The organism is Algibacter luteus (assembly GCF_030344935.1).
GTDB classification, from domain to species: Bacteria; Bacteroidota; Bacteroidia; order Flavobacteriales; family Flavobacteriaceae; genus Arenitalea; species Arenitalea lutea.
The window spans coordinates 2,052,542-2,071,985 of the sequence record NZ_CP128313.1 but is presented as its reverse complement, the minus strand read 5'-3'; the positions used below and the strand labels follow the sequence as shown (position 1 = coordinate 2,071,985).

Genomic DNA, 19,444 nt, shown 5'->3' with positions numbered 1-19,444 from the left:
TATGGTTAGTTGCGTGTTTCAGCAACTAATTTAGTAAACAAAAACGAACGCGAGAAAATTCCGAAGGAATTTTCTAAATAAGCACTTGCCAAAGCAATTAATTATACATGTTGTTGTGGTACGTAATTACTTTTTTCTTAATTCTTTAATTGCCATTAAATAATATATTTTGTCAATTAATAATTCAGACGCTTTTTTGTAAACAGGTTGATAGTTGGTTTCTACTTCAAAAGTATGTGCTGGTTTGCTGTCAAGAAGTTTCTCAAATAGTCGGAATGTTAATCCGTGTGCTACAGGATTTCTTATTTCAGTATAAAATGTGTCATACTCTTGTTTTTCAATTTCTGAAATTACATTTTTGTTTTTTAATTCTTTGGTGATCTGACGAAAAGAGAGTTTTTGTGTATTTATTATATCATTCTCTTTTTCCATCAAATATTTCAGTTGCTCATTTATATTTTCTTTGCTTGGAATAAATCCGATTGGATTTGCTGTTTCTCGGACTAATCTGGTTGTAAAAATCATTTCGTAAAGAGTAGAACATAAACTCGCAGATGTACTGAATTTGTTGTCCATAAAAAACATTAACGCATCTCTAAATAAGTCGTTTTCAATTGCTCGGTGAAATCTAACATTCCCAAGAAGAAATTCAGAATAAATTTCGTTTACTGGTTTCATCTGCTATTATGTTGCACAACGTGTTTTAAAACAACCTTATGCCTTTAATCTATTAAATTTAACAGAATTAGAGCACATTTAGTTATCTCATAAAAATATAAAAATTTATATAAGTGAAATATTATTTAAATAAATAAAATTAAACTTTTATTATACTTTTTTACCTACAGAACCATTTGGGTGCGGTGTCAACTCAAAAACAAAATCGGGTTTAATGAAATCTTCTTTTCGGTGCGATACATAAATAATAGCGGTATCGCTTTCTTCGGCTATTTTGTTTACCAATTCTGAGAATAATTGGGCATCAGTATTGTCTAGTCCGTTGGTGGGTTCGTCTAAAATAAGTAGTAGCGGGTGTTTATGCTAAGAATTTCAGATGTTACATATGCGCAACGACCTTTGCTAAAGCGCTAAAACCGCAATTATTTATACGTTGTTGGGCATAGTGTTTACAAATTTCATAATTTCCATTGCGTTAATCATTTTGGGAATCGAATATTGCCATTGAACTTCATCAAATGGATTAGTCAATATCGGATTAACACATAATGTCTTTGCTCCTGATTCATAAGCGAAAATATCATTGATAGAATTCCCAACGAATAGAACTTCGTAAGGTGCTATTTTTTCTTTGGTAATAATTTTTTTTAAGTAAGTTGCCTTTCCTTTAAAATCAAATTCAGTACCAATTATATCTTCCAAATTTCCATTTGCTCCAAAATAAAAATTGTTTGCCGAAATCTCTCTAAAATGACTTTTAAGTTTTCCTAAAGAAAGTTCCACAATTTCCTCAATTGAACCAGAAAGTATATAGAGCTTAATATTTAATTTATCAAGTGAAACGAGTAATTCTTGTAAACCATTAACTAAAATAATTTTTTTGGCAATTTTTTTAATATCATTAATATTTAAGTTTTTATCCTTAAATTTTTCAAGAGTGAGATTACACCATTCGCTATGATTAATCTCCTCGGTTACATATTGATTATGATATTTAGAACATAAATTTTCATCATAACCCAAATAATCCCAAATCATTTCCCAAGTAGTTTTGTTTTTTTCAGGAATGGTAAGTGTTCCATCAAAATCAAAAACCACAACTTTTGTCGTAAAGCTTTCATTCGGTAAGTATTTGTTTTTTTTAGCTCTTTTCTTTTTATAATTATGATAGTATTCTATTAGTTTCGAACTAAAATCGTCAGAATTTGGGCTAATAACGTCTTGAAAAGAACAATTAAGGCAATTGCATAGTTTTTTCAGCTTATTTTTATCTATTGACTGAAACTTGGTGTAGTCAAAAGTTGTACCCACTAAATCAAATTTTTCGAGATTACAAAGAGATTTGTAATCAATTCCAACTTCTTGAGATAGTTTTTTTAATGTTAGATTTTTGATTGTTCTTCTTTTGTAAAAGAGTTTGAATGGATTTACATAATAATTAGGCACATTCTTATCAAAAACTGCTTTTTTCTCTTCTACAAAATTTTGAAATAATCCCGATATTTGAATTTTTAACCAATCAATTATTTCAGAAGTATATTCATATTCTTTAACATAGTTATTTCTCGTTTGTTTATAGATTTCATCAAGCAGATAAAAAATATTTACATTGTCAACAGCTGGATAATTTATATGTGTCTTATCTCTATTTCTTCTAAAAAACCTATAATCAGAAGAAACTTCTTTATCTATGAAAGTGAAAATAGGAATATTATTCTCTCTTGCTCTTAAATATTCTTTTTTGGTAATCGAATTATATTTTTTTATTTTTTTAATTCTTGTTTTCTTTGGTTCGTCACTGGCAGGTGAACCGTATCTTCCACCAATAATTAAAACAAAAATTGTCGATTTTTCTACTTCGTTGTAACAAGCTGAATCAACATTTTTATATGGGTCAAATGCAATACTTCCTCTTTCAAAAAGTATAGGTTCCATTTGATTATCTAAAAAATATTGTTTCAGACTTTCCCTTGTGTCTTTTAAATCAACAAAGGTTGAACTTATAAATACTTTCGTTTTTCCCATAGTTTATTTTACATTATGCCCAACGTGATTTAAAACAACCTTTATGACTCTTATCCTAAATATAATTCAGAATAAAAGCACAATTAGCCATTCTAAAATCCTAAAACTAAAAAAATAACATTGTAAGTAAAATATTAATCGAAGAAATGCAAATACAGGTGAGGAAATGCAAATACTACATATTTATAAGCTTCTGCCTACAGAACCATTTGGGTGCGGTGTCAACTCAAAAACAAAATCGGGTTGAATAAACTCTTCTTTTCGGTGCGATACATAAATAATAGCGGTATCGCTTTCTTGGGCTATTTTGTTTACCAATTCTGAGAATAATTGGGCATCGGTATCGTCTAGTCCGTTGGTGGGTTCGTCTAAAATAAGTAGTGGCGGGTGTTTTACCATGGCTCTGGCAATAAGTACCAAACGTTTATGCCCATTGGATAAAAACTGAAAGCTTTTATCTTTAATGGCGCTCATGTTGAGTAGCGAGATCCATTGTTGTGCAATACGCATTTGCCTATCGGTGGGGTAACTGTACAAGCCAATAGAATCTACAAACCCAGAAATAATCATACTTTCTATAGTATCTCTGCGTTTAAACCCACGAAGCATTTCGGAGGTGTAAAAGCCAATGTGTTTTTTAATATCCCAAACAGTTTCGCCACTGCCCTTTTTAATACCAAACAAGGTCATATCTGCCATATAGCCTTTGGGGTTATCGCCAGAAATTAAGGAGAGAATGGTGCTTTTTCCCGATCCGTTAGGACCAATAAGCTGCCAGAACTCTCCTGGTTTTATTTCCCAATTGATGTTTTTAATGATGGGGCGCTCGCCATAACTCACCGACACGTTATTGAGTTGTATAAGTGGGTTAAAGGTTTCCCTATCGAGCTCGTAAGGCTGTGGTAAGGCTTGGGTGAAATTTTTGTGCTTTCTTTCAGCGGTTTCTATATACAATTTAGGTTCGCCATCTTCTAGCACATAAATGTCTTCTATAAAATCTAAAATATCGCGCTTTCTGGTCGCTACTTGGATAATTTGCGTGTGCTGACTTAATTGTGTGAGTGTGTTTTCGATGTTGGCTTGAGCTTCCACATCTAAACAATCAAAAACATTATCTAGAACTATATACTCGGGTTTCGATTTTAAAATATGTTGGAGTAAGGCCCGTTTGCGTTCGCCTTCGGAAGAATTTTTTAAACTGTTAGTCGTGGCGGTTTGCACATCGAATCGCCCGTGTCGGGTTTCTTCTTCAATAAAGGCATTGACTGTAAAATCTGAAAACACAGCACCTTTAAGCGTGTTGAGTTCCTTAAACCACTGGCCTGAAGTAATCTGTTTAAGCAGTTGCTTTTTGTTCTCAGTATTGGATATGTAAAAGGCTTTATGCTTAGGCATAAGCGCGATTTATATGCCTGTGGTATGAAATTTAACCAAGCCTTCTATGGGTCTGCGTTCGAAATTACCAACGGTAAAGCCCATTTCTTGTGCTACTTCTTTGATTTCATTTTGTGCAAAAAAAGCGATAGACCCTGCAAAATGTACGGGAACTGTTTTAAGCTCTTCTTTGTACTGCATGATATAATTCTCTACAAAAATGCGAAGTCCCTTTTTAATAAGGTTTATAATATAATCTGAATCTTTGTTTAGAAACATAAATTCGGCAAAGTTTGCCAAATACGCATTAGGATGTGGTTGTTTGTAAATGTTATACTTTACATAATCGGCTTCTAAGTTGTATTTACTACCAAAAGCGACTTTGATATCTTCTGGCATATGGTTAAAATAATAATCGCGTATTAATTGCTTACCATAATAGTTTCCTGCGGCATCATCCATTAAAATATAACCTAAAGATTGTACGCGCTGGTGGAGTTTTTTGCCATCGTAATAACTACAGTTTGAGCCTGTACCTAAAATACAAACTACTGCTGCTTCATCTACTTTATTAATGGTGCCGTAAACAGCAGCCATAGTATCTTCTTCAACTGTAATATTGGCGTTTACAAAAAATTCATCCAAAGCACTGTAAACTAAATCTTTACCACGGTCTGTTCCGCAACCTGCACCGTAAAAGTACACGTGGGTTACAGCATCCTTATGTGCTTTTAAGATCTCGTTATTTTTAATTGTTTTTTTGAGTTTCTTCTGCGTTAAGATTTCAGGATTAAGACCTTTTGTTCTTAACTTCTCTAAAAGTTGTTTTCCGTTACTATCAACGGCTATCCAATCGGATTTTGTAGAACCACTATCAACAATTAAAATCATAAGACTTAGAATTAAAAGATTAATAACATGTTGCATGACAACATATTACAAGTAAAGTAATTAACTGAAAAGCACAGGTTCTTGACTAAACAGCGGGCAGTTTATGTTGTTATAACAAAAAACCTATCAACTGCGCTCAAGGTGACCATTGAACTTAGTTTCAGCTGGTATGTTGTTCAACTCACAGTATTGAATGCGTTTAAAAACGCATCAAAATGAGTTTCACAATAAAAAAAACCACAGCATGCTTCCTAAGAACCATACTGTGGTAATATATTAATTATTATTTTAAAGCTCCGATATGTTGTGCTAAATCAACTAATTTAGTTGAGTAACCAAACTCGTTATCATACCAAGAAACTAATTTTACGAAACCGTCATTTAATGCCATACTTGCGTTAGCATCGAATGTACTTGTTTTAGGTTCTGATACGAAATCTTGAGATACAACACCTTCTTCAGTATATCCTAAAACACCGTTTAATTCACCTTCAGAAGCATCTTTTAAAGCTTTCTTGATTTCCGCCCATGGCGCTGGTTTCTCTAAACGACAAGTTAAATCTACCACAGATACATCAACAGTAGGGATTCTAAAAGCCATACCAGTTAATTTTCCGTTTAATTCAGGAATTACTTTTCCAACCGCTTTAGCAGCACCAGTTGAAGCTGGTACGATGTTGTTTAAAGAAGCACGTCCTAATCTGTAATCTTTTCTTGAAACACCATCAACAGTAGATTGTGTTGCAGTAGCTGCGTGAACTGTAGTCATTAAACCTTCAGCGATTCCGAATTTATCGTGAATAACTTTAGCTAATGGCGCTAAACAGTTAGTGGTACAAGATGCGTTAGATACAATAGTATCAGCAGCAGTAATTTTCTTGTGGTTTACACCCATTACGAACATTGGTGCATCTGCAGATGGTGCAGAAATTGCAACCTTCTTAGCTCCTGCTGTAATGTGTTTTTGAGCACCTTCTAAGTTTGTGAAGATACCAGTACAATCTAAAACAACCTCTGCTCCTACAGCATCCCATTTTAAATCTTCTGGGTTACGCTCTGCAGTTACGCGAATAGTGTTTCCGTTTACAATTAGGTTACCATCTTTTGTTTCGATAGTACCATCAAATTGTCCGTGAACTGAATCAAATTTTAATAAGTAAGCTAAATGATCAACATCTAGTAAATCATTAATACCTACTACTTCGATATCATTTGGTCTAGAAGCTGCTACTCTAAAAGCAATTCTACCTATTCTTCCAAATCCGTTAATTCCAATTTTTAATTTTGACATAATCGTGTTTATAAATGTTAAGTGCTCATGATGTCTGAGACACGCAATAATTCTAAGTTTATTTTTGTTTTTCCTTTAATGGCTTTATCTAAAGGTGTTAGTAGCATTTTACCGTTCATGAGACCCACCATAAAATTGGTTTCGCCTCCTAGCATGGATTCTACAGCTTTTACACCCATTCTACTCGCAAGAACGCGATCAAAACAAGACGGTGCGCCACCACGTTGCATGTGTCCTAAAACAGATACTCTAACGTCGTAACCTTCCATATTCTGGTCTACGTAATCCTTAAGTTCGAATATATTCTTTCCTATTTTATCACCTTCAGCAACGATTACGATGCTCGATGATTTTCCTGAGGTTCTACTTTTATTTAAAGAATCAACCAAACGGTCTAATCCTAAATCTTCTTCAGGGATTAATATTTCTTCAGCACCACCAGCTATACCTGCATTTAATGCAATATGACCAACATCGCGACCCATAACCTCTATAAAGAATAGTCTGTTATGCGAACTTGCTGTATCACGTATTTTATCGATAGCTTCTACAACCGTATTTAAAGCGGTATCAAAACCTAAAGTATGTGATGTACCAAATATATCGTTATCAATTGTTCCAGGAATACCCATTACTGGGAAACCAAATTCTTGATTGAAAATTAAAGCTCCGGTAAACGATCCATCTCCACCAATAACTACTAAACCTTCAACTCCGGCTTTTTTAAGTGCTTCATGGGCCTTTTGGCGACCTTCAACAGTTCTGAATTCTTTTGAACGTGCCGATTTTAAAATGGTACCTCCTTTATTGATAATACCTCGAACGCTTCTGGCATTCATTTCTTTAAAATCGCCTTCAATCAATCCTTCATAACCTCGGTAAACACCAACGCATTCAATTTTATGATAAGCACAAGTTCTAACTACCGAACGAATGGCTGCATTCATTCCTGGAGAATCTCCTCCTGAAGTTAAAACGGCAATTTTTTTTATCTTTTGTGACATTAATTATTTCATTTAACAAGGTAAAATTACTAAACAAAAAGCACATATCTATAGCATTTACAGTAAATTAACAACACTTTTAAAACTATAACGTTTTAGTTGATAAAAAAAAGTTTATGGCTTGAAAATAATGGGTAAAAACGGACTATTTCTCTGAAGTTGACTTGAATGAAATGTACTCTGGAGTGGTATTTTCATCTTCATTTTCCGACGTTTCGGGATTCGATTCCTGAACTCTTTTCTCTTTTTTAAATAGCTTTCTTATTAATTCTTTGAAGGTATCAAAATCGACATTATAAGATAAACCTACTCCTTGGGTATAGCCAATATCTTCTCCGAAATTTCGGATGCTGTTTTCTCTATTGAATACATTGGCAGTTAGTGTACCTTCTTCATTTAACAGAAAGTCGATTTGCACATCGCCCGCAATTACCGTTTCTGTAGCGCCACCTACCGGCACCCCTACTTTACCGTTTATTAATACACGATCGCTAATTTGTGTTTGCAGGGTTACACCAAATCTGTCATCGGTTTGGTAATCGGGTCTGTTTTGTCCAGCTTCGTAGTTGATGCCAACGTTTACTTTACCATCTTCTGAAGTGAAAATACCATTTAAGATGCCGTTTAAACGTTCGGCAATCGTACCAGACGCATTTAAGCTATTAAGTCCACTAGAAAACGACCCCGTAGATACTAAAAACAAGGCTTGTTGGTCGCGTTCATCTTTAGATTCTAATCGGTAATTAAGCTCTGATTTTATGGTAGAACTTACATTAGGAAACTCGAAACTAAACTCGGGTTTAGGCTGCTCTAAATTTCCCGTAATCTCAATATGTAATTCAACAGGAATACTTCTATTAATAGGATTATCAAGCAATGGCGAAGGGTTGGCTTGCGTTTTGTAAATGGCTAACATGTTTATTTCTGCATCAAGCGGGTCGCCCTCCCATGCTAATGTACCACCAGGTTGCACAATGAATTGCTTTTGAATAATACCACCGTATGCGAAATTATAAACCCCTTCAAATACCGCGAAATCGCCCCACATATCGAATTTTCCGTTGGTGTTTATTTCTACTAAGAGTCCGCCTCTACCTCGACCTTTTAAAGAGTGCCCCGTATCTTTATCGATGATGATTTCAACTTCGGCATCTTCGGTAACATCTAAATCGAAATCGAGCTCTAGTCCTTTAATTTCATCAAATACCACTTCAACACCTTTTCTTCGTGCTTCTTTTTCTTCTTTAGTAATAAAATGGATGTATGAATTGTCTCCAAAAGATTCGGCATCCGTCAAAGGGATTTTAAATACCGTGCCTTTTTTCGTTTCACCAATTACATTAATAACCAATTGCTCTGTAGGCCCGTTAATAGTTGCGCGACCACCTATAAAGCCCGTACCATAGTACAATGATTCCTCAGTTTCTGGAGTATCCAAGATAAGTAACCGTGGCGTGGTAATAATTAATCCTAGGCTCCATTTTGAAAAATTGACATGACTTAAAGAGCCATTAACATAGCCTTTAGAATTAAATTTAGTATCCGTTAAAGCAACATCATTAAAAATAAAACTTTGGTTTTTTAAGGTTATCGATGAGTTGTTATTAAAAGCATAATCTACATTTAGGTAAGGAATGCCTAAACCTCCGTTATTTAATATCAAATCACCATTAATATCTGGTTTCTTTAAATCGCCAACCACTTGAATTTTGCCATTGGCCTTTCCACGAATATCGGATAAGACACCATCGAGCAACGGATTAAGCGGAAATAAATCGAATTTATTCAAGTTAATAGCCACATCTATAGATGCTTTTCTACCTGAAACCGAGATATCGCCTTTGGCACTAAACGATTTATCGATATCATTCTTAATGGTAGCATCCACCTTATAGTTGGTAAGTGATTCGTTTCCTGAAATAGTGGCATCAAACGAGCCTAAGAGATAATCATTCACTTTTAAATCGTCAACAACAATGGTTGAATTCGGTAAATAACTGCCGTTTTTCTGTAGAATATCGAGTTTCCCATTCACATTACCAGCCAAGGACAGACTGTCTATATCGGGCGTAATTTTAGCTAAATCCACATTGGTGAAATTCAGTTTAATATCTTTTTGGGTTGAATCTTTAATGAAACCAGAGAGTTTAATTTCTTCATTTTCATGATTGATTCTAAACTTATCGAGATTGAATTTTGTGAGCTTTTTATCAAAAGATATTTTATGGAATTTATCCTGATTTTCGTTGATAAACCATTTGTTGTCTTTTATGGTAACATCGGATTGTTTGAAACCAATAACCGATTCATTTTCGGCATTTATGGTATGGTAAAAGCTTAAATTAAAAATATCCTTATTTCGTTTACCACCTTGAAACTCCGATCGCATAAAAAGCGTATCACTTAGCGTTACATTAATTAAACTGAATTTAGAAACGTTATAATATTTTGTATTTAAACTATCAATCTCAACATAAGTATTAAACAGCGGATTACTGTTATCTACTTGCAATTCTATGTTATCAGCGAAGTTCTCTATATAACGTATTTTAGGTGACTTAAACGTAAGTTTAAACTTTTTTTCATCGCTTTCAACACGTCCTCGGATAAAGGTGTTTTTACCCAATTCAACCTCAGGATATATTACTTCAATAATTTTATTATAAATTTTGAAATTAAAATCGATGCTTTGATTGGTATCTACTTTATGAGGCACATAGTTGGTGTAAATATTACCAATAGAATTTTCAAATAGTTTTTTCAAATCTTTTAGAAAGAAGCGTCCTTTTAACTCGCCTTGAATAATATCTGGTGAGCTAATTTCTACAAAACGTATTTCATTTTCGAACCTTGATGACACATCAAAACTATCAAAATAATAGGTGTCATTCTGGTTTTTATAGCTGGTATTACTAAAGGCAATTCTACCAAAAGCATCATCATAACTACTGCTATTCATGTTCATTTTTACCCGACTCTTAAAAATGGAAACACTATCCTTCTTTATAAAATTAAGGGTATTTAAATTGGCATAATCTACAACAGCTTCAAAATCGTACTTCCTTATCTTTTGCGAGAAGTCTACTAATCCGGTAAAGTTTAATTGCAAATTACTGTCGTTTACATTTAAATTTCCATCGAATATTTTGTTCTTGACATTACCTGCTACTTTTATGTTTTTGTAGTTGTAATCGTTATAAATGAGCTCAAAAACATCACCTTTAACTTGCGTATCAATTTTTTCAGCAATGAACCCTTTGCCATTTACATCAAAATCTAATGAGCCTACGCCTACATTAGGGTCGTTTAAAAAGATGCCAAAATCGAATTCTTGAAATGCGATTTTTCCTTTATAATCGGCATTATCAATGTCGTTAATTTTAGTGATTTCAAGATTAGAATCAACCAAGCCTAATGCGGTATTCATTTGAATATCGGCAATTACTTTTGAAGCGGTGACTTGCGAGTTTCCTGTGATTGTAAAATAACCTAAACGATCAAAAGACGTTGGTATCGCTTCACCTAAAACGTTAGGCAGCATGCCCGTTAAATCTTTATACGTTGAAGATAAGTTGCTGAAACTTCCGTCCATTAAAAAATTATCTTCTTCCTTATTAAATAGGTTTTTAAAGTTTATATCGCCGTAAACCCTTGTGTTGTAATTGGTATTTAGTTTTAAGTTATTGGTATGTAAATCGTTAAGCGTTCCTGATAAATCAACACTAAATCGGGCAGACTGATTGACACCAAACTCGTTGTAAAAGGTGTTGAGCTCATCAAGTAACACGTTAGAATCTTTAAAGCTGGCTTCAACTAATACTTTGTCGGTAAAGAATTGTAAATCTTCACGCTGATATTTGAATTTTAAGTCGCCTTTTAACACAGATCCGGGCGTTTTTATTTGAAGATTAGCAAACGTCATGTCTTGCAAGGTGTATGCAAAATCGGTCATCATGTTTTTAACCTCTACACCTCTGCTGTCTTTAAAAGCTAAAGTGTTGATTCGCGCACTTACATCGCTGCCGTTAATTAAAAAGTTTGTGGCATTAATATTTAAATTGTCAAAATGAAGTACTTCTGTGGTTTCTTTGTTTTCATCCGAAAGGGTAAAAACGCTATCGTAAATTGAGACATCGCTCGAGGATAATAAAAAACTACTTTTTTCTTTTCTGGGGTTGTCGCTTTCAAATTTTTCAACAAAAACATTAAGATTGGATAGTGGCTCGTCTTTGTACGTTTTAATATTGAATAACAAGTTTTCGATATCAATATCACCAAAAACCAAATTCCCGTTGTATAAATTTCTGAAACTTAAAATAGACGTGTTAAGCTCTGCTATACTAATTAAGGTGTCTTTTTTGTAATCTTCAATGTAAATTTCTTTCAGCTCTACATCGCCATTAAACTGCAAACTTACTTTACCAATATTAATGTTGGTTTTAAATTCGTTGTTTAACTTCTTTGTTGCGTATTTACCCAAACCTGTTTGAACAAAGGGAATAGATAGTACCAACACCAAAATGATGAACAGCATAAGCAGAATACCTGCTATTTTTGACAGTATTTTTAGAAATTTTTTGATGCCCTTAAAGTTATAACTTTATTAAGAATAAACTACTTTTCATTAGTTATCAATTATTTTATAAATCGGTCTATGGTAAACCACACAAACTCAATTTACTTCCTTATTGAAAATTAAATGAGTAGTTTTGTATTTACGAATAAAAGTAACAGTTGAGATGTTTATTCGTTTTCAAAATTAACAATTATTGTGCCTAATTTTTATTAATGTCTTCACAAAATATTTATATTCTTGGAATAGAGTCTTCTTGCGATGATACAGCGGCCTCTGTAATACATAACGGTCGTATTTTAAGCAATGTTGTTGCCAGCCAAAAAATACACGAGGAATACGGTGGTGTGGTACCAGAATTGGCTTCAAGAGCGCATCAGCAGAATATTATTCCGGTAGTTCATCAAGCCATAAAAAAGGCGGGGATTTCTAAAAATCAACTTAGTGCTGTGGCTTTTACTAAAGGTCCAGGACTTATGGGGAGTTTATTAGTGGGAACCTCGTTTGCTAAATCATTGTCCTACGGTTTAAAAATTCCATTAATTGATGTGAACCACATGCAAGGTCACATTTTGGCGCATTTTATAGATGAAGATGGCTTTGATAAACCGCCATTTCCTTTTTTAGCCATGACCATTTCTGGTGGACATACTCAGATTGTTAGAGTTGATGATTATTTTGATATGAAAGTTATTGGCGAAACCATTGATGATGCTGTGGGTGAAGCTTACGATAAAAGCGGAAAAATTTTGGGCTTAGGCTATCCTGCAGGTCCTGAAATTGATAAACGTGCGCAATTAGGAAACCCTAAAGAGTTTAAATTCACAAAGCCTAAAGTGGATGGTCTCAATTTTAGCTTTTCTGGTTTAAAAACGGCTATTCTCTATTTTGTTCAAAGAGAAACCAAGGCGAATCCAAATTTTGTTGAAGAACATTTGAATGATATTTGTGCTTCCATTCAATACACCATTATTGGGATTTTGATCGACAAATTAAAACTTGCTACCAAGCAAACGGGAATAAAACATATTGCTATTGGCGGCGGCGTTTCTGCAAATTCTGGCATTAGGAAAGCATTAAAAGACGGCGAACAAAAATTTGGTTGGACTACCTATATTCCTAAGTTTGAGTTTACTACCGATAATGCGGCTATGATTGCTATAGTAGGTTACTTAAAATTTCTTGAAGGTGATTTTGCAGACCAAGATGTTTCAGCTTCAGCACGATTGAAGATTTAAATTTTTTAATTCACTTCTTTGTTTCGAAAGTTATAAACAATGCCTTCTTAAAAACTTCTTTTTTCTTTTAGCATATCGCTCAGTATTCCTTTTAAATTTGAAATTGAATTCAAAAAAAGCCACATGTTACAAAAATTACTTTCTTTATTTTTTATTTGTTTTTCTATCATTCTAACAGCTCAAACCTCGGTTGAGGAAGAATTAAAAGTTTTGGAATCGCCAGAACAGGTTAAATCTTATCTAGATACTAAAGCCTCTAAAAAGAATAAAATTATAGTTTTTAATGAAGAAAAACATAGAACCATTTTAGCAAAAGAGCTCTTTAAGCAAAATATAGGCGGGACAAAAATAAATGAAAATGAGTTTGAGAAAACCTATTACAAAGTCATTAATAAAACAGAAAAAACTTATCATCGCGTGGCTTACATTTATTTAGATGGTGCGGAATATAATCTTGAAGAACTTAATGATTTGAGAGGTAAAATTATCGCGCAATACCATAACGGTGCCCCATTTGATTTTTTAGCAAAACAATATTCAATGGATGGTAATGCTAAAAAAGGTGGTGATTTAGGATGGTTTTTAGAAGGTGAAATGCATCCTGATTTTGAAGTTGCTATTTTTAATACCGATTACAATGTCAATGATATTTTTACAGTAGATATTCCTTCTGAAAATTGGTATTATGTGGTGCTGAAAACCCACGACCCAAAAGATATTTCAGAAATTGAAGTTTTGAAAATTGTTGAATCTAAAATATAATGCAACTTTTTTATAGCCCAGAAATTGACGAAAATACCACGCAGTTTACTTTTGCTAAAGAGGAAAGTAAACACATCGTGAAAGTCTTGCGTAAAAATATGGGTGACACTGTTTTTATAACAAATGGCCTTGGTTGGTTGTTTACTGCAGAAGTTTCTTTGCCAAACATTAATAAATGTAGCGTTCAAATCATAAAAAAAGAGTTACAACCCAAACGAGACTATCAATTGCATTTGGCTGTGGCGCCTACAAAAATGAACGACCGCTATGAATGGTTTTTAGAAAAAGCTACTGAAATTGGTATAGATAGTATCACCCCCATTATTTGCGATCATAGTGAACGCAAGGTTGTTAAAACAGACCGTTTTGAGCGTATTTTGCAATCGGCCATGAAACAGTCTTTAAATTGCTATTTGCCAAAACTTAATGCTGCGATAGCTCTTCAGGATTTTCTGAATGAAGATTTAAATGGTGATTTATTTATCGCGCATTGTGAGGAAACCGATAAAAAATCGTTAAAACAAGAATTAAAACCTAAAACCAACGTTACTATTTTAATTGGTCCTGAAGGTGATTTTTCAACAAAAGAAATCGAACTAGCCATAAATAAAGGATTTAAACCAGTAACTTTGGGAGAAACAAGATTACGAACAGAAACGGCGGCTATTGTGGCATGTCATTCTGTTGCTTTTACTAATGAATAAGTTTTTATGAAATTATTTTTGTCCATAATCTTATCCCTTAGCTTCTATTTAGGAACGAGTCAAGAAATAGCGGTACTCAAGTATAAAGGTGGTGGCGATTGGTATAGTAATCCAACGGCATTACCGAACCTGATTCAATTTTGTAATGAAAATATCAACACAAAAATGATTACTAAACCCCAAACTGTTGAAGTTGGGAGTACGGACATTTTTCAGTTTCCTTTCTTGCATATGACGGGACACGGCAATGTGTTTTTTAGTGAAGCCGATGCTGAAAATTTACGTAGCTACCTGGTTTCTGGTGGATTTTTGCACATTGATGATAATTATGGCATGGAACCTTACATCACTAAAGAGTTAAAAAAAGTGTTTCCAGATAAGGATTTGGTTGAATTACCTAGTAGTCATCCTATTTTTAAATCTGCTTACAACTTCCCTAACGGCTTACCTAAAATACATGAACATGATGGGAAACGTCCACAAGCTTTTGGGATATTTCATGAAGAGCGTTTGGTTTTATTATTTACATATGAAAGTGATTTGGGCGACGGATGGGAAGATCCTGAAGTACACAACGATCCAGCTGATGTTAGAGACAAGGCCCTAAAAATGGGTGCCAATATTGTTAAATATGCTTTTGAAAATTAAGTTGCAACAAATTCACGAAGCTTTTTCACTGAATACTGCGACTGAGAACTGAAACCAAAAAAATGCAACTTACCCACTACAATACGAATTTTAAACAAAGAACATTTCCAATCATACTTGTTTGCGAAAATGTGACCAATGCACCAAATATTGGGAGTTTATTTAGAATTGCTGATGCCTTTGGAATTGAACGACTAATTCTTTGTGGTGAGAACATCCAGTTGGGAAGAAAAATGGCTAAAACATCTAGGGCTACCGAGAAAGTTGTGAATTATGAGATTCAAAAAGAAGCTTTAGAAGTAATTCAGGACTTAAAAAAGAAAAACTATCAAATCATTGCGTTAGAAATTACGAGCCAAAGTCAACCATTACATACCTTTCAGTTCACTTCACAAAAACCCATGGTATTGGTTATAGGAGACGAGAATTTTGGAGTTTCAGAAGCTGTTTTGAGTTTATCTGATTATATCATTCATATCGATATGTTTGGAAATAATAGCAGCATGAATGTGGTACAAGCCACCAACATTGCATTATATGAAATGACAAAGCAACTTTTATAAACAGTTTTATATATTTACTATATGAATTCAAACACTATTTCAAACGGTATTTTAAGAGCTGTGGGTATTATAATTGGTATTGTACTACTACTCTATTTTCTATACCAAATTCAATCTGTAATTGGTTATATCGCCATTGCTTCTGTGATTTCTTTAATAGGCAGACCCATCGTATTGTTTTTAGAGCGTAAGTTGAAATTTAAAAATACCATTGCCGTAATAGTTGCTATGGTCTTGCTTTTAGGAATCTTTATAAGTTTAGTGGCGCTCTTTATACCTTTAATTATCAAGCAAGGTCAAAACTTATCGTTGTTAAATATTGAAGAACTTCAAGGTAATATCGAAAACTTATACAGTGAAATCATAAGGTATTTTGACATACACCAAATAGATGTTGAGCAGTCTTTAAAGCAATCCAATTTACTTTCAAAAATAGACTTCTCTTTAATTCCGAATTTTTTAAACTCGGTAGTTAGCGGTTTAGGAAGTTTCAGCGTTGGGTTATTTTCTGTGTTATTTATCTCGTTTTTCTTTTTGAAAGATAGCAGGTTATTTGAAAATGGGATTCTCACGTTTATCCCTGATAACAAAGAATCGCGCTGGAAAACGTCTTCAACTAAAATAAAAGATTTGCTCTCAAGATACTTTGTTGGACTTATATTTCAGATATTAATCATTTTTGTGATATACACCATTGGTTTGTTAATTATTGGCGTGGAAAATGCCGTTGTCATCGCTTTTTTATGTGCCCTGTTAAACCTTATTCCTTATGTTGGACCATTGGTAGGTGCGTTTTTAATGCTGACACTTACTATGACTAGCAACCTTGGCGAATCGTTTAGCGATGTTATTTTACCTAAAACATTCTGGGTATTTATCGTTTTTATGGTTGGGCAATTGTTTGATAATTTTATCAGTCAGCCAAAAATATTTTCAACTGCAACAAAAGCACATCCATTAGAAATATTCCTAGTTATTTTAATCACAGGTATTTTATTTGGTGTTATCGGACTTATAGTTGCAGTACCTGCTTATACCGCAATAAAAGTGATTCTAAAGGCCTTTTTATCTGAAAATAAGATTGTTAAGAAATTAACTAAAGACCTTTAATCAACACTTTGAATAAAGAAATATTAAATACTGACGTTCAAGAGTTTATAAATAATAATATTGATACAAACACAGCTTCAATACTATTAAAAGGCACACATTTTAATTTAGCTAATACCAAAGAAATTATTGAGCAAATTGAAGCGAAAGTGAGGTGTAAAAACAAGCTTCCTACATGGTTTCATACTGAAAATATATACTATCCCAATAAGTTAAATATTGAGCAAACATCATCTGAAATCACAGCCCAATACAAATCTGAATTGATAGCAGGTGATTCTATAATAGATTTAACAGGTGGATTTGGAGTTGACTGCTTTTACTTTTCGAAACGGTTTAAACATGTCGATCATTGCGAGCTTCATGAAGCACTTTCAGATATTGTTGCGTATAATTATAGACAATTAAATATTCACAACGTCAAAACCATTAAAATAAATGGCATTGAATACCTCAAAAACAATTCAAAAGCTTACGATTGGATTTATGTTGATCCTTCTCGACGTCATGAAAGTAAAGGCAAGGTTTTTTTCCTGAATGATTGTCTACCAAATATTCCATTTCATTTAGACTTACTCTTTAAGCGTTCTAAAAACATCCTGATTAAAACGTCTCCACTTTTAGACTTAACTGTTGGTATAAGTGAGTTAAAGCATGTAAAAACCATACATGTTGTTGCTGTAAATAATGAAGTCAAGGAGTTGTTATGGGTTTTAGAAGCTAATTATAACGATTCTATAACAGTCCACACGGTAAATATTAAAAAAACCACCAAAGAACATTTTCAATTTTTATTACACGAAGAAACGTCAACAATAAGTGATTATAGCGAACCACTCGTCTATTTGTATGAACCTAATGCAGCCATTCTTAAGACAGGAGCATTTAATCAAGTTGCTAAACAATTAAAACTTTTTAAGCTTCATAAGCATTCGCATTTATACACTTCACAAGATGCCATTGATTTTCCGGGACGCGTTTTTAAGGTTAATCAGGTCATCCCATTTAACAAGAAAGCGATAAAAAAATTAGGCATAAAAAAAGCGAATATTACCACCCGGAACTTCCCAGAAACGGTCAATCAAATTCGTAAAAAACTGAAAATTTCTGATGGTGGTGATGTTTATCTTTTTTTTACAACGGATAAGAATGAGCAAAAAATCATGATCATATCCACTAAGCTCAAAAAAACAAATCTATGACCCTAAAAGAATTACCAGGACAATATGCTATTATTGGGAGTAATCAAGATGAAGAATCTAACGAATACAAGGGTGTATTAGATTTGACCTTGGATGAATATAACCGAATTAAGGCCAAATGGCTAATTAACAATACACAAGAACAATTGGGTCTTGGCTTTTTTAGAGACAACATTCTAGTTATTAATTTTAAATACAAGGATGAAAATAAGGTCTATAAAGGTGTGGTGGTTTACAAATGCATATCCAAAGATTTGTTAGAAGGTTTTTGGTCTGAAAAACATGGTGATCCAAATTATTTAGGTTTGGAACGATGCTTCAGAATAGATAAGCTTAAAGAATCTGTCAATTAAAACGAACGTCTATGAACTAACAAAACACTAATAGACTTAATTTTCTTTATCTATTTTCTTTTGTTGACGTTCTAATTTTCTAAAGTAACCACGAGTTAAAAAATTGTGTTTAAAGGCTTCCATGTTTTGATTAAACTTATCAGTACCTTCATTAATATTTTTTATAGTCTGTTCTAGGTTTTCAACAAACTCTTCGTCATCAATAAGATAATTTATGGCACCCTTTCCCTTCTTAAAATCAGCAATGGTTTCGTTTAAATTATTAATTACAGTTTTAATATCATCTGTTGATGTTTCCAAATTAGTTAATACATCTCTAACTTTTTGGGCTTCTAAAGAATCGTTTAGTAATACACCGGCAACACTTTCATTAAAATTTATATCATTGATAATCGTGTTAAGTGATCTCATTGATTTATTAGCTTCAATACTCATAATCCGTAATTGATTTACGGTTTGTTTCAGGTTATTAGACACAATAGTATCATTTATAAGCATTCCAAAAGTGCCTTTACTATCAGCCATAGCATCAGCAATATTCAGTAATTTAGCAGTCAATAAAGCAGCATTTTCATTAGTAACATTTAAAGTGTTTAACATTTCGCCGGTGCCTATTTTAGTATAGGTATTAATGACATCACCTTCGGCTATAGCGTCTGCTTTTCCTTCTGAAGGAATAATATTTACAATCATATTGCCTACCAAACCATCTGTTCCTATTGTTGCAATAGCGTTTTTCTTAATATGCTGCACCATCTTTTCTTCGATAACCATGTTCACATTAATCGTGGAATCGTTTATCATAGAAATGGCTTTCACGGTTCCTATATTAATCCCCGAATAGCGCACGTTATTACCTTGCATTAATCCGTTTACGTTATTGAAATTTGCACTTATTGTGAATGTTTTTGCAAACATATTTTGACGATTACCAATAAAATAAACAGCTAATACAAAAAGTATTAATCCGATAATCACAAAAATGCCTAATTTGAGTTTTTCATTATTTGTTTTTCTCATGACTGTGT

The 19,444-nt window shown here is 33.4% G+C and carries 17 protein-coding genes; 8 read left to right on the top strand and 9 right to left on the bottom strand.

All coding sequences use genetic code 11. The features are described from left to right. Positions 1–126: 126 nt before the first annotated feature. The 8 genes from O5O44_RS08705 to O5O44_RS08670 form a co-directional block, all read right to left on the bottom strand. Positions 127–678 (bottom strand): hypothetical protein, encoded by a 552-nt coding sequence (locus O5O44_RS08705; RefSeq protein ID WP_289193978.1) that lies wholly within the window; start codon positions 676–678, stop codon positions 127–129. Positions 679–828: 150 nt separating this feature from the next. Beyond that, positions 829–963: a hypothetical protein gene (locus O5O44_RS08700; protein WP_289193977.1), complete on the bottom strand. Its 135-nt coding sequence runs from the start codon at positions 961–963 to the stop codon at positions 829–831. A 141-nt stretch (positions 964–1,104) separates the two neighbouring features. Further along, positions 1,105–2,703, bottom strand: coding sequence for a DUF4062 domain-containing protein (locus tag O5O44_RS08695; protein ID WP_289193975.1), 1,599 nt, complete (start codon positions 2,701–2,703; stop codon positions 1,105–1,107). A gap of 183 nt (positions 2,704–2,886) precedes the next feature. Beyond that, the gene (locus tag O5O44_RS08690; RefSeq protein ID WP_289193973.1) at positions 2,887–4,098 is read right to left on the bottom strand and encodes an ATP-binding cassette domain-containing protein; all 1,212 of its coding nucleotides are present in this window, start codon (positions 4,096–4,098) and stop codon (positions 2,887–2,889) included. A 9-nt stretch (positions 4,099–4,107) separates the two neighbouring features. Next, complete coding sequence (locus O5O44_RS08685; protein ID WP_289193972.1) at positions 4,108–4,968, bottom strand: N-acetylglucosamine kinase; 861 nt, start codon at positions 4,966–4,968, stop codon at positions 4,108–4,110. A gap of 283 nt (positions 4,969–5,251) precedes the next feature. After that, positions 5,252–6,259, bottom strand: a complete 1,008-nt coding sequence (gene gap / locus O5O44_RS08680) for a type I glyceraldehyde-3-phosphate dehydrogenase (RefSeq protein WP_289193971.1) — start codon at positions 6,257–6,259, stop codon at positions 5,252–5,254. 17 nt (positions 6,260–6,276) lie between these two features. After that, complete coding sequence (gene pfkA / locus O5O44_RS08675) at positions 6,277–7,263, bottom strand: 6-phosphofructokinase (RefSeq protein ID WP_019386429.1); 987 nt, start codon at positions 7,261–7,263, stop codon at positions 6,277–6,279. Between the two features lie 145 nt (positions 7,264–7,408). After that, positions 7,409–11,797: a translocation/assembly module TamB domain-containing protein gene (locus O5O44_RS08670; protein ID WP_289193970.1), complete on the bottom strand. Its 4,389-nt coding sequence runs from the start codon at positions 11,795–11,797 to the stop codon at positions 7,409–7,411. A 254-nt stretch (positions 11,798–12,051) separates the two neighbouring features. Here O5O44_RS08670 and tsaD point away from each other — a divergent pair, with 254 nt between their 5' ends. From tsaD to O5O44_RS08630, 8 genes are all read left to right on the top strand, one after another. Then, positions 12,052–13,074, top strand: coding sequence for a tRNA (adenosine(37)-N6)-threonylcarbamoyltransferase complex transferase subunit TsaD (gene tsaD / locus O5O44_RS08665; RefSeq protein ID WP_289193969.1), 1,023 nt, complete (start codon positions 12,052–12,054; stop codon positions 13,072–13,074). A gap of 123 nt (positions 13,075–13,197) precedes the next feature. Further along, a complete protein-coding gene (locus O5O44_RS08660) occupies positions 13,198–13,836 on the top strand; it encodes a peptidylprolyl isomerase (protein WP_289193968.1) in 639 nt (212 codons plus the stop codon). Next, positions 13,836–14,540 (top strand): 16S rRNA (uracil(1498)-N(3))-methyltransferase, encoded by a 705-nt coding sequence (locus O5O44_RS08655; RefSeq protein WP_289193966.1) that lies wholly within the window; start codon positions 13,836–13,838, stop codon positions 14,538–14,540. The genes O5O44_RS08660 and O5O44_RS08655 overlap by 1 nt, the downstream gene beginning before the upstream one ends. 6 nt (positions 14,541–14,546) lie before the next feature. Continuing rightward, complete coding sequence (locus O5O44_RS08650) at positions 14,547–15,188, top strand: DUF4159 domain-containing protein (protein ID WP_289193965.1); 642 nt, start codon at positions 14,547–14,549, stop codon at positions 15,186–15,188. Between the two features lie 62 nt (positions 15,189–15,250). After that, on the top strand, positions 15,251–15,751 hold the full coding sequence (locus O5O44_RS08645) for a TrmH family RNA methyltransferase (RefSeq protein WP_289193964.1): 501 nt from the start codon (positions 15,251–15,253) through the stop codon (positions 15,749–15,751). Positions 15,752–15,772: 21 nt separating this feature from the next. Next, positions 15,773–16,861 (top strand): AI-2E family transporter, encoded by a 1,089-nt coding sequence (locus O5O44_RS08640; RefSeq protein ID WP_019386436.1) that lies wholly within the window; start codon positions 15,773–15,775, stop codon positions 16,859–16,861. A gap of 8 nt (positions 16,862–16,869) precedes the next feature. Continuing rightward, positions 16,870–18,063: a THUMP-like domain-containing protein gene (locus O5O44_RS08635; RefSeq protein WP_289193963.1), complete on the top strand. Its 1,194-nt coding sequence runs from the start codon at positions 16,870–16,872 to the stop codon at positions 18,061–18,063. Next, entirely contained in the window at positions 18,060–18,416 is a 357-nt protein-coding gene (locus tag O5O44_RS08630; protein ID WP_289193962.1) for a hypothetical protein, read from the top strand. The genes O5O44_RS08635 and O5O44_RS08630 overlap by 4 nt, the downstream gene beginning before the upstream one ends. A 36-nt stretch (positions 18,417–18,452) precedes the next feature. Here the strand turns inward: O5O44_RS08630 and O5O44_RS08625 are convergent, their stop codons facing one another. Continuing rightward, positions 18,453–19,436: an MlaD family protein gene (locus tag O5O44_RS08625; RefSeq protein ID WP_289193961.1), complete on the bottom strand. Its 984-nt coding sequence runs from the start codon at positions 19,434–19,436 to the stop codon at positions 18,453–18,455. Positions 19,437–19,444 lie beyond the last annotated feature (8 nt).

Coding starts and splice junctions, on each gene's coding strand:
- gap (WP_289193971.1), bottom strand. CDS start 6,259: ATGTCAAAATTAAAAATTGGAATTAACGGATTTGGAAGAATAGGTAGA.
- O5O44_RS08630 (WP_289193962.1), top strand. CDS start 18,060: ATGACCCTAAAAGAATTACCAGGACAATATGCTATTATTGGGAGTAAT.
- O5O44_RS08660 (WP_289193968.1), top strand. CDS start 13,198: ATGTTACAAAAATTACTTTCTTTATTTTTTATTTGTTTTTCTATCATT.
- O5O44_RS08705 (WP_289193978.1), bottom strand. CDS start 678: ATGAAACCAGTAAACGAAATTTATTCTGAATTTCTTCTTGGGAATGTT.
- O5O44_RS08685 (WP_289193972.1), bottom strand. CDS start 4,968: ATGATTTTAATTGTTGATAGTGGTTCTACAAAATCCGATTGGATAGCC.
- O5O44_RS08650 (WP_289193965.1), top strand. CDS start 14,547: ATGAAATTATTTTTGTCCATAATCTTATCCCTTAGCTTCTATTTAGGA.
- O5O44_RS08640 (WP_019386436.1), top strand. CDS start 15,773: ATGAATTCAAACACTATTTCAAACGGTATTTTAAGAGCTGTGGGTATT.
- O5O44_RS08625 (WP_289193961.1), bottom strand. CDS start 19,436: ATGAGAAAAACAAATAATGAAAAACTCAAATTAGGCATTTTTGTGATT.
- O5O44_RS08690 (WP_289193973.1), bottom strand. CDS start 4,098: ATGCCTAAGCATAAAGCCTTTTACATATCCAATACTGAGAACAAAAAG.
- tsaD (WP_289193969.1), top strand. CDS start 12,052: ATGTCTTCACAAAATATTTATATTCTTGGAATAGAGTCTTCTTGCGAT.
- O5O44_RS08670 (WP_289193970.1), bottom strand. CDS start 11,797: ATGCTGTTCATCATTTTGGTGTTGGTACTATCTATTCCCTTTGTTCAA.
- O5O44_RS08655 (WP_289193966.1), top strand. CDS start 13,836: ATGCAACTTTTTTATAGCCCAGAAATTGACGAAAATACCACGCAGTTT.
- O5O44_RS08695 (WP_289193975.1), bottom strand. CDS start 2,703: ATGGGAAAAACGAAAGTATTTATAAGTTCAACCTTTGTTGATTTAAAA.
- pfkA (WP_019386429.1), bottom strand. CDS start 7,263: ATGTCACAAAAGATAAAAAAAATTGCCGTTTTAACTTCAGGAGGAGAT.
- O5O44_RS08645 (WP_289193964.1), top strand. CDS start 15,251: ATGCAACTTACCCACTACAATACGAATTTTAAACAAAGAACATTTCCA.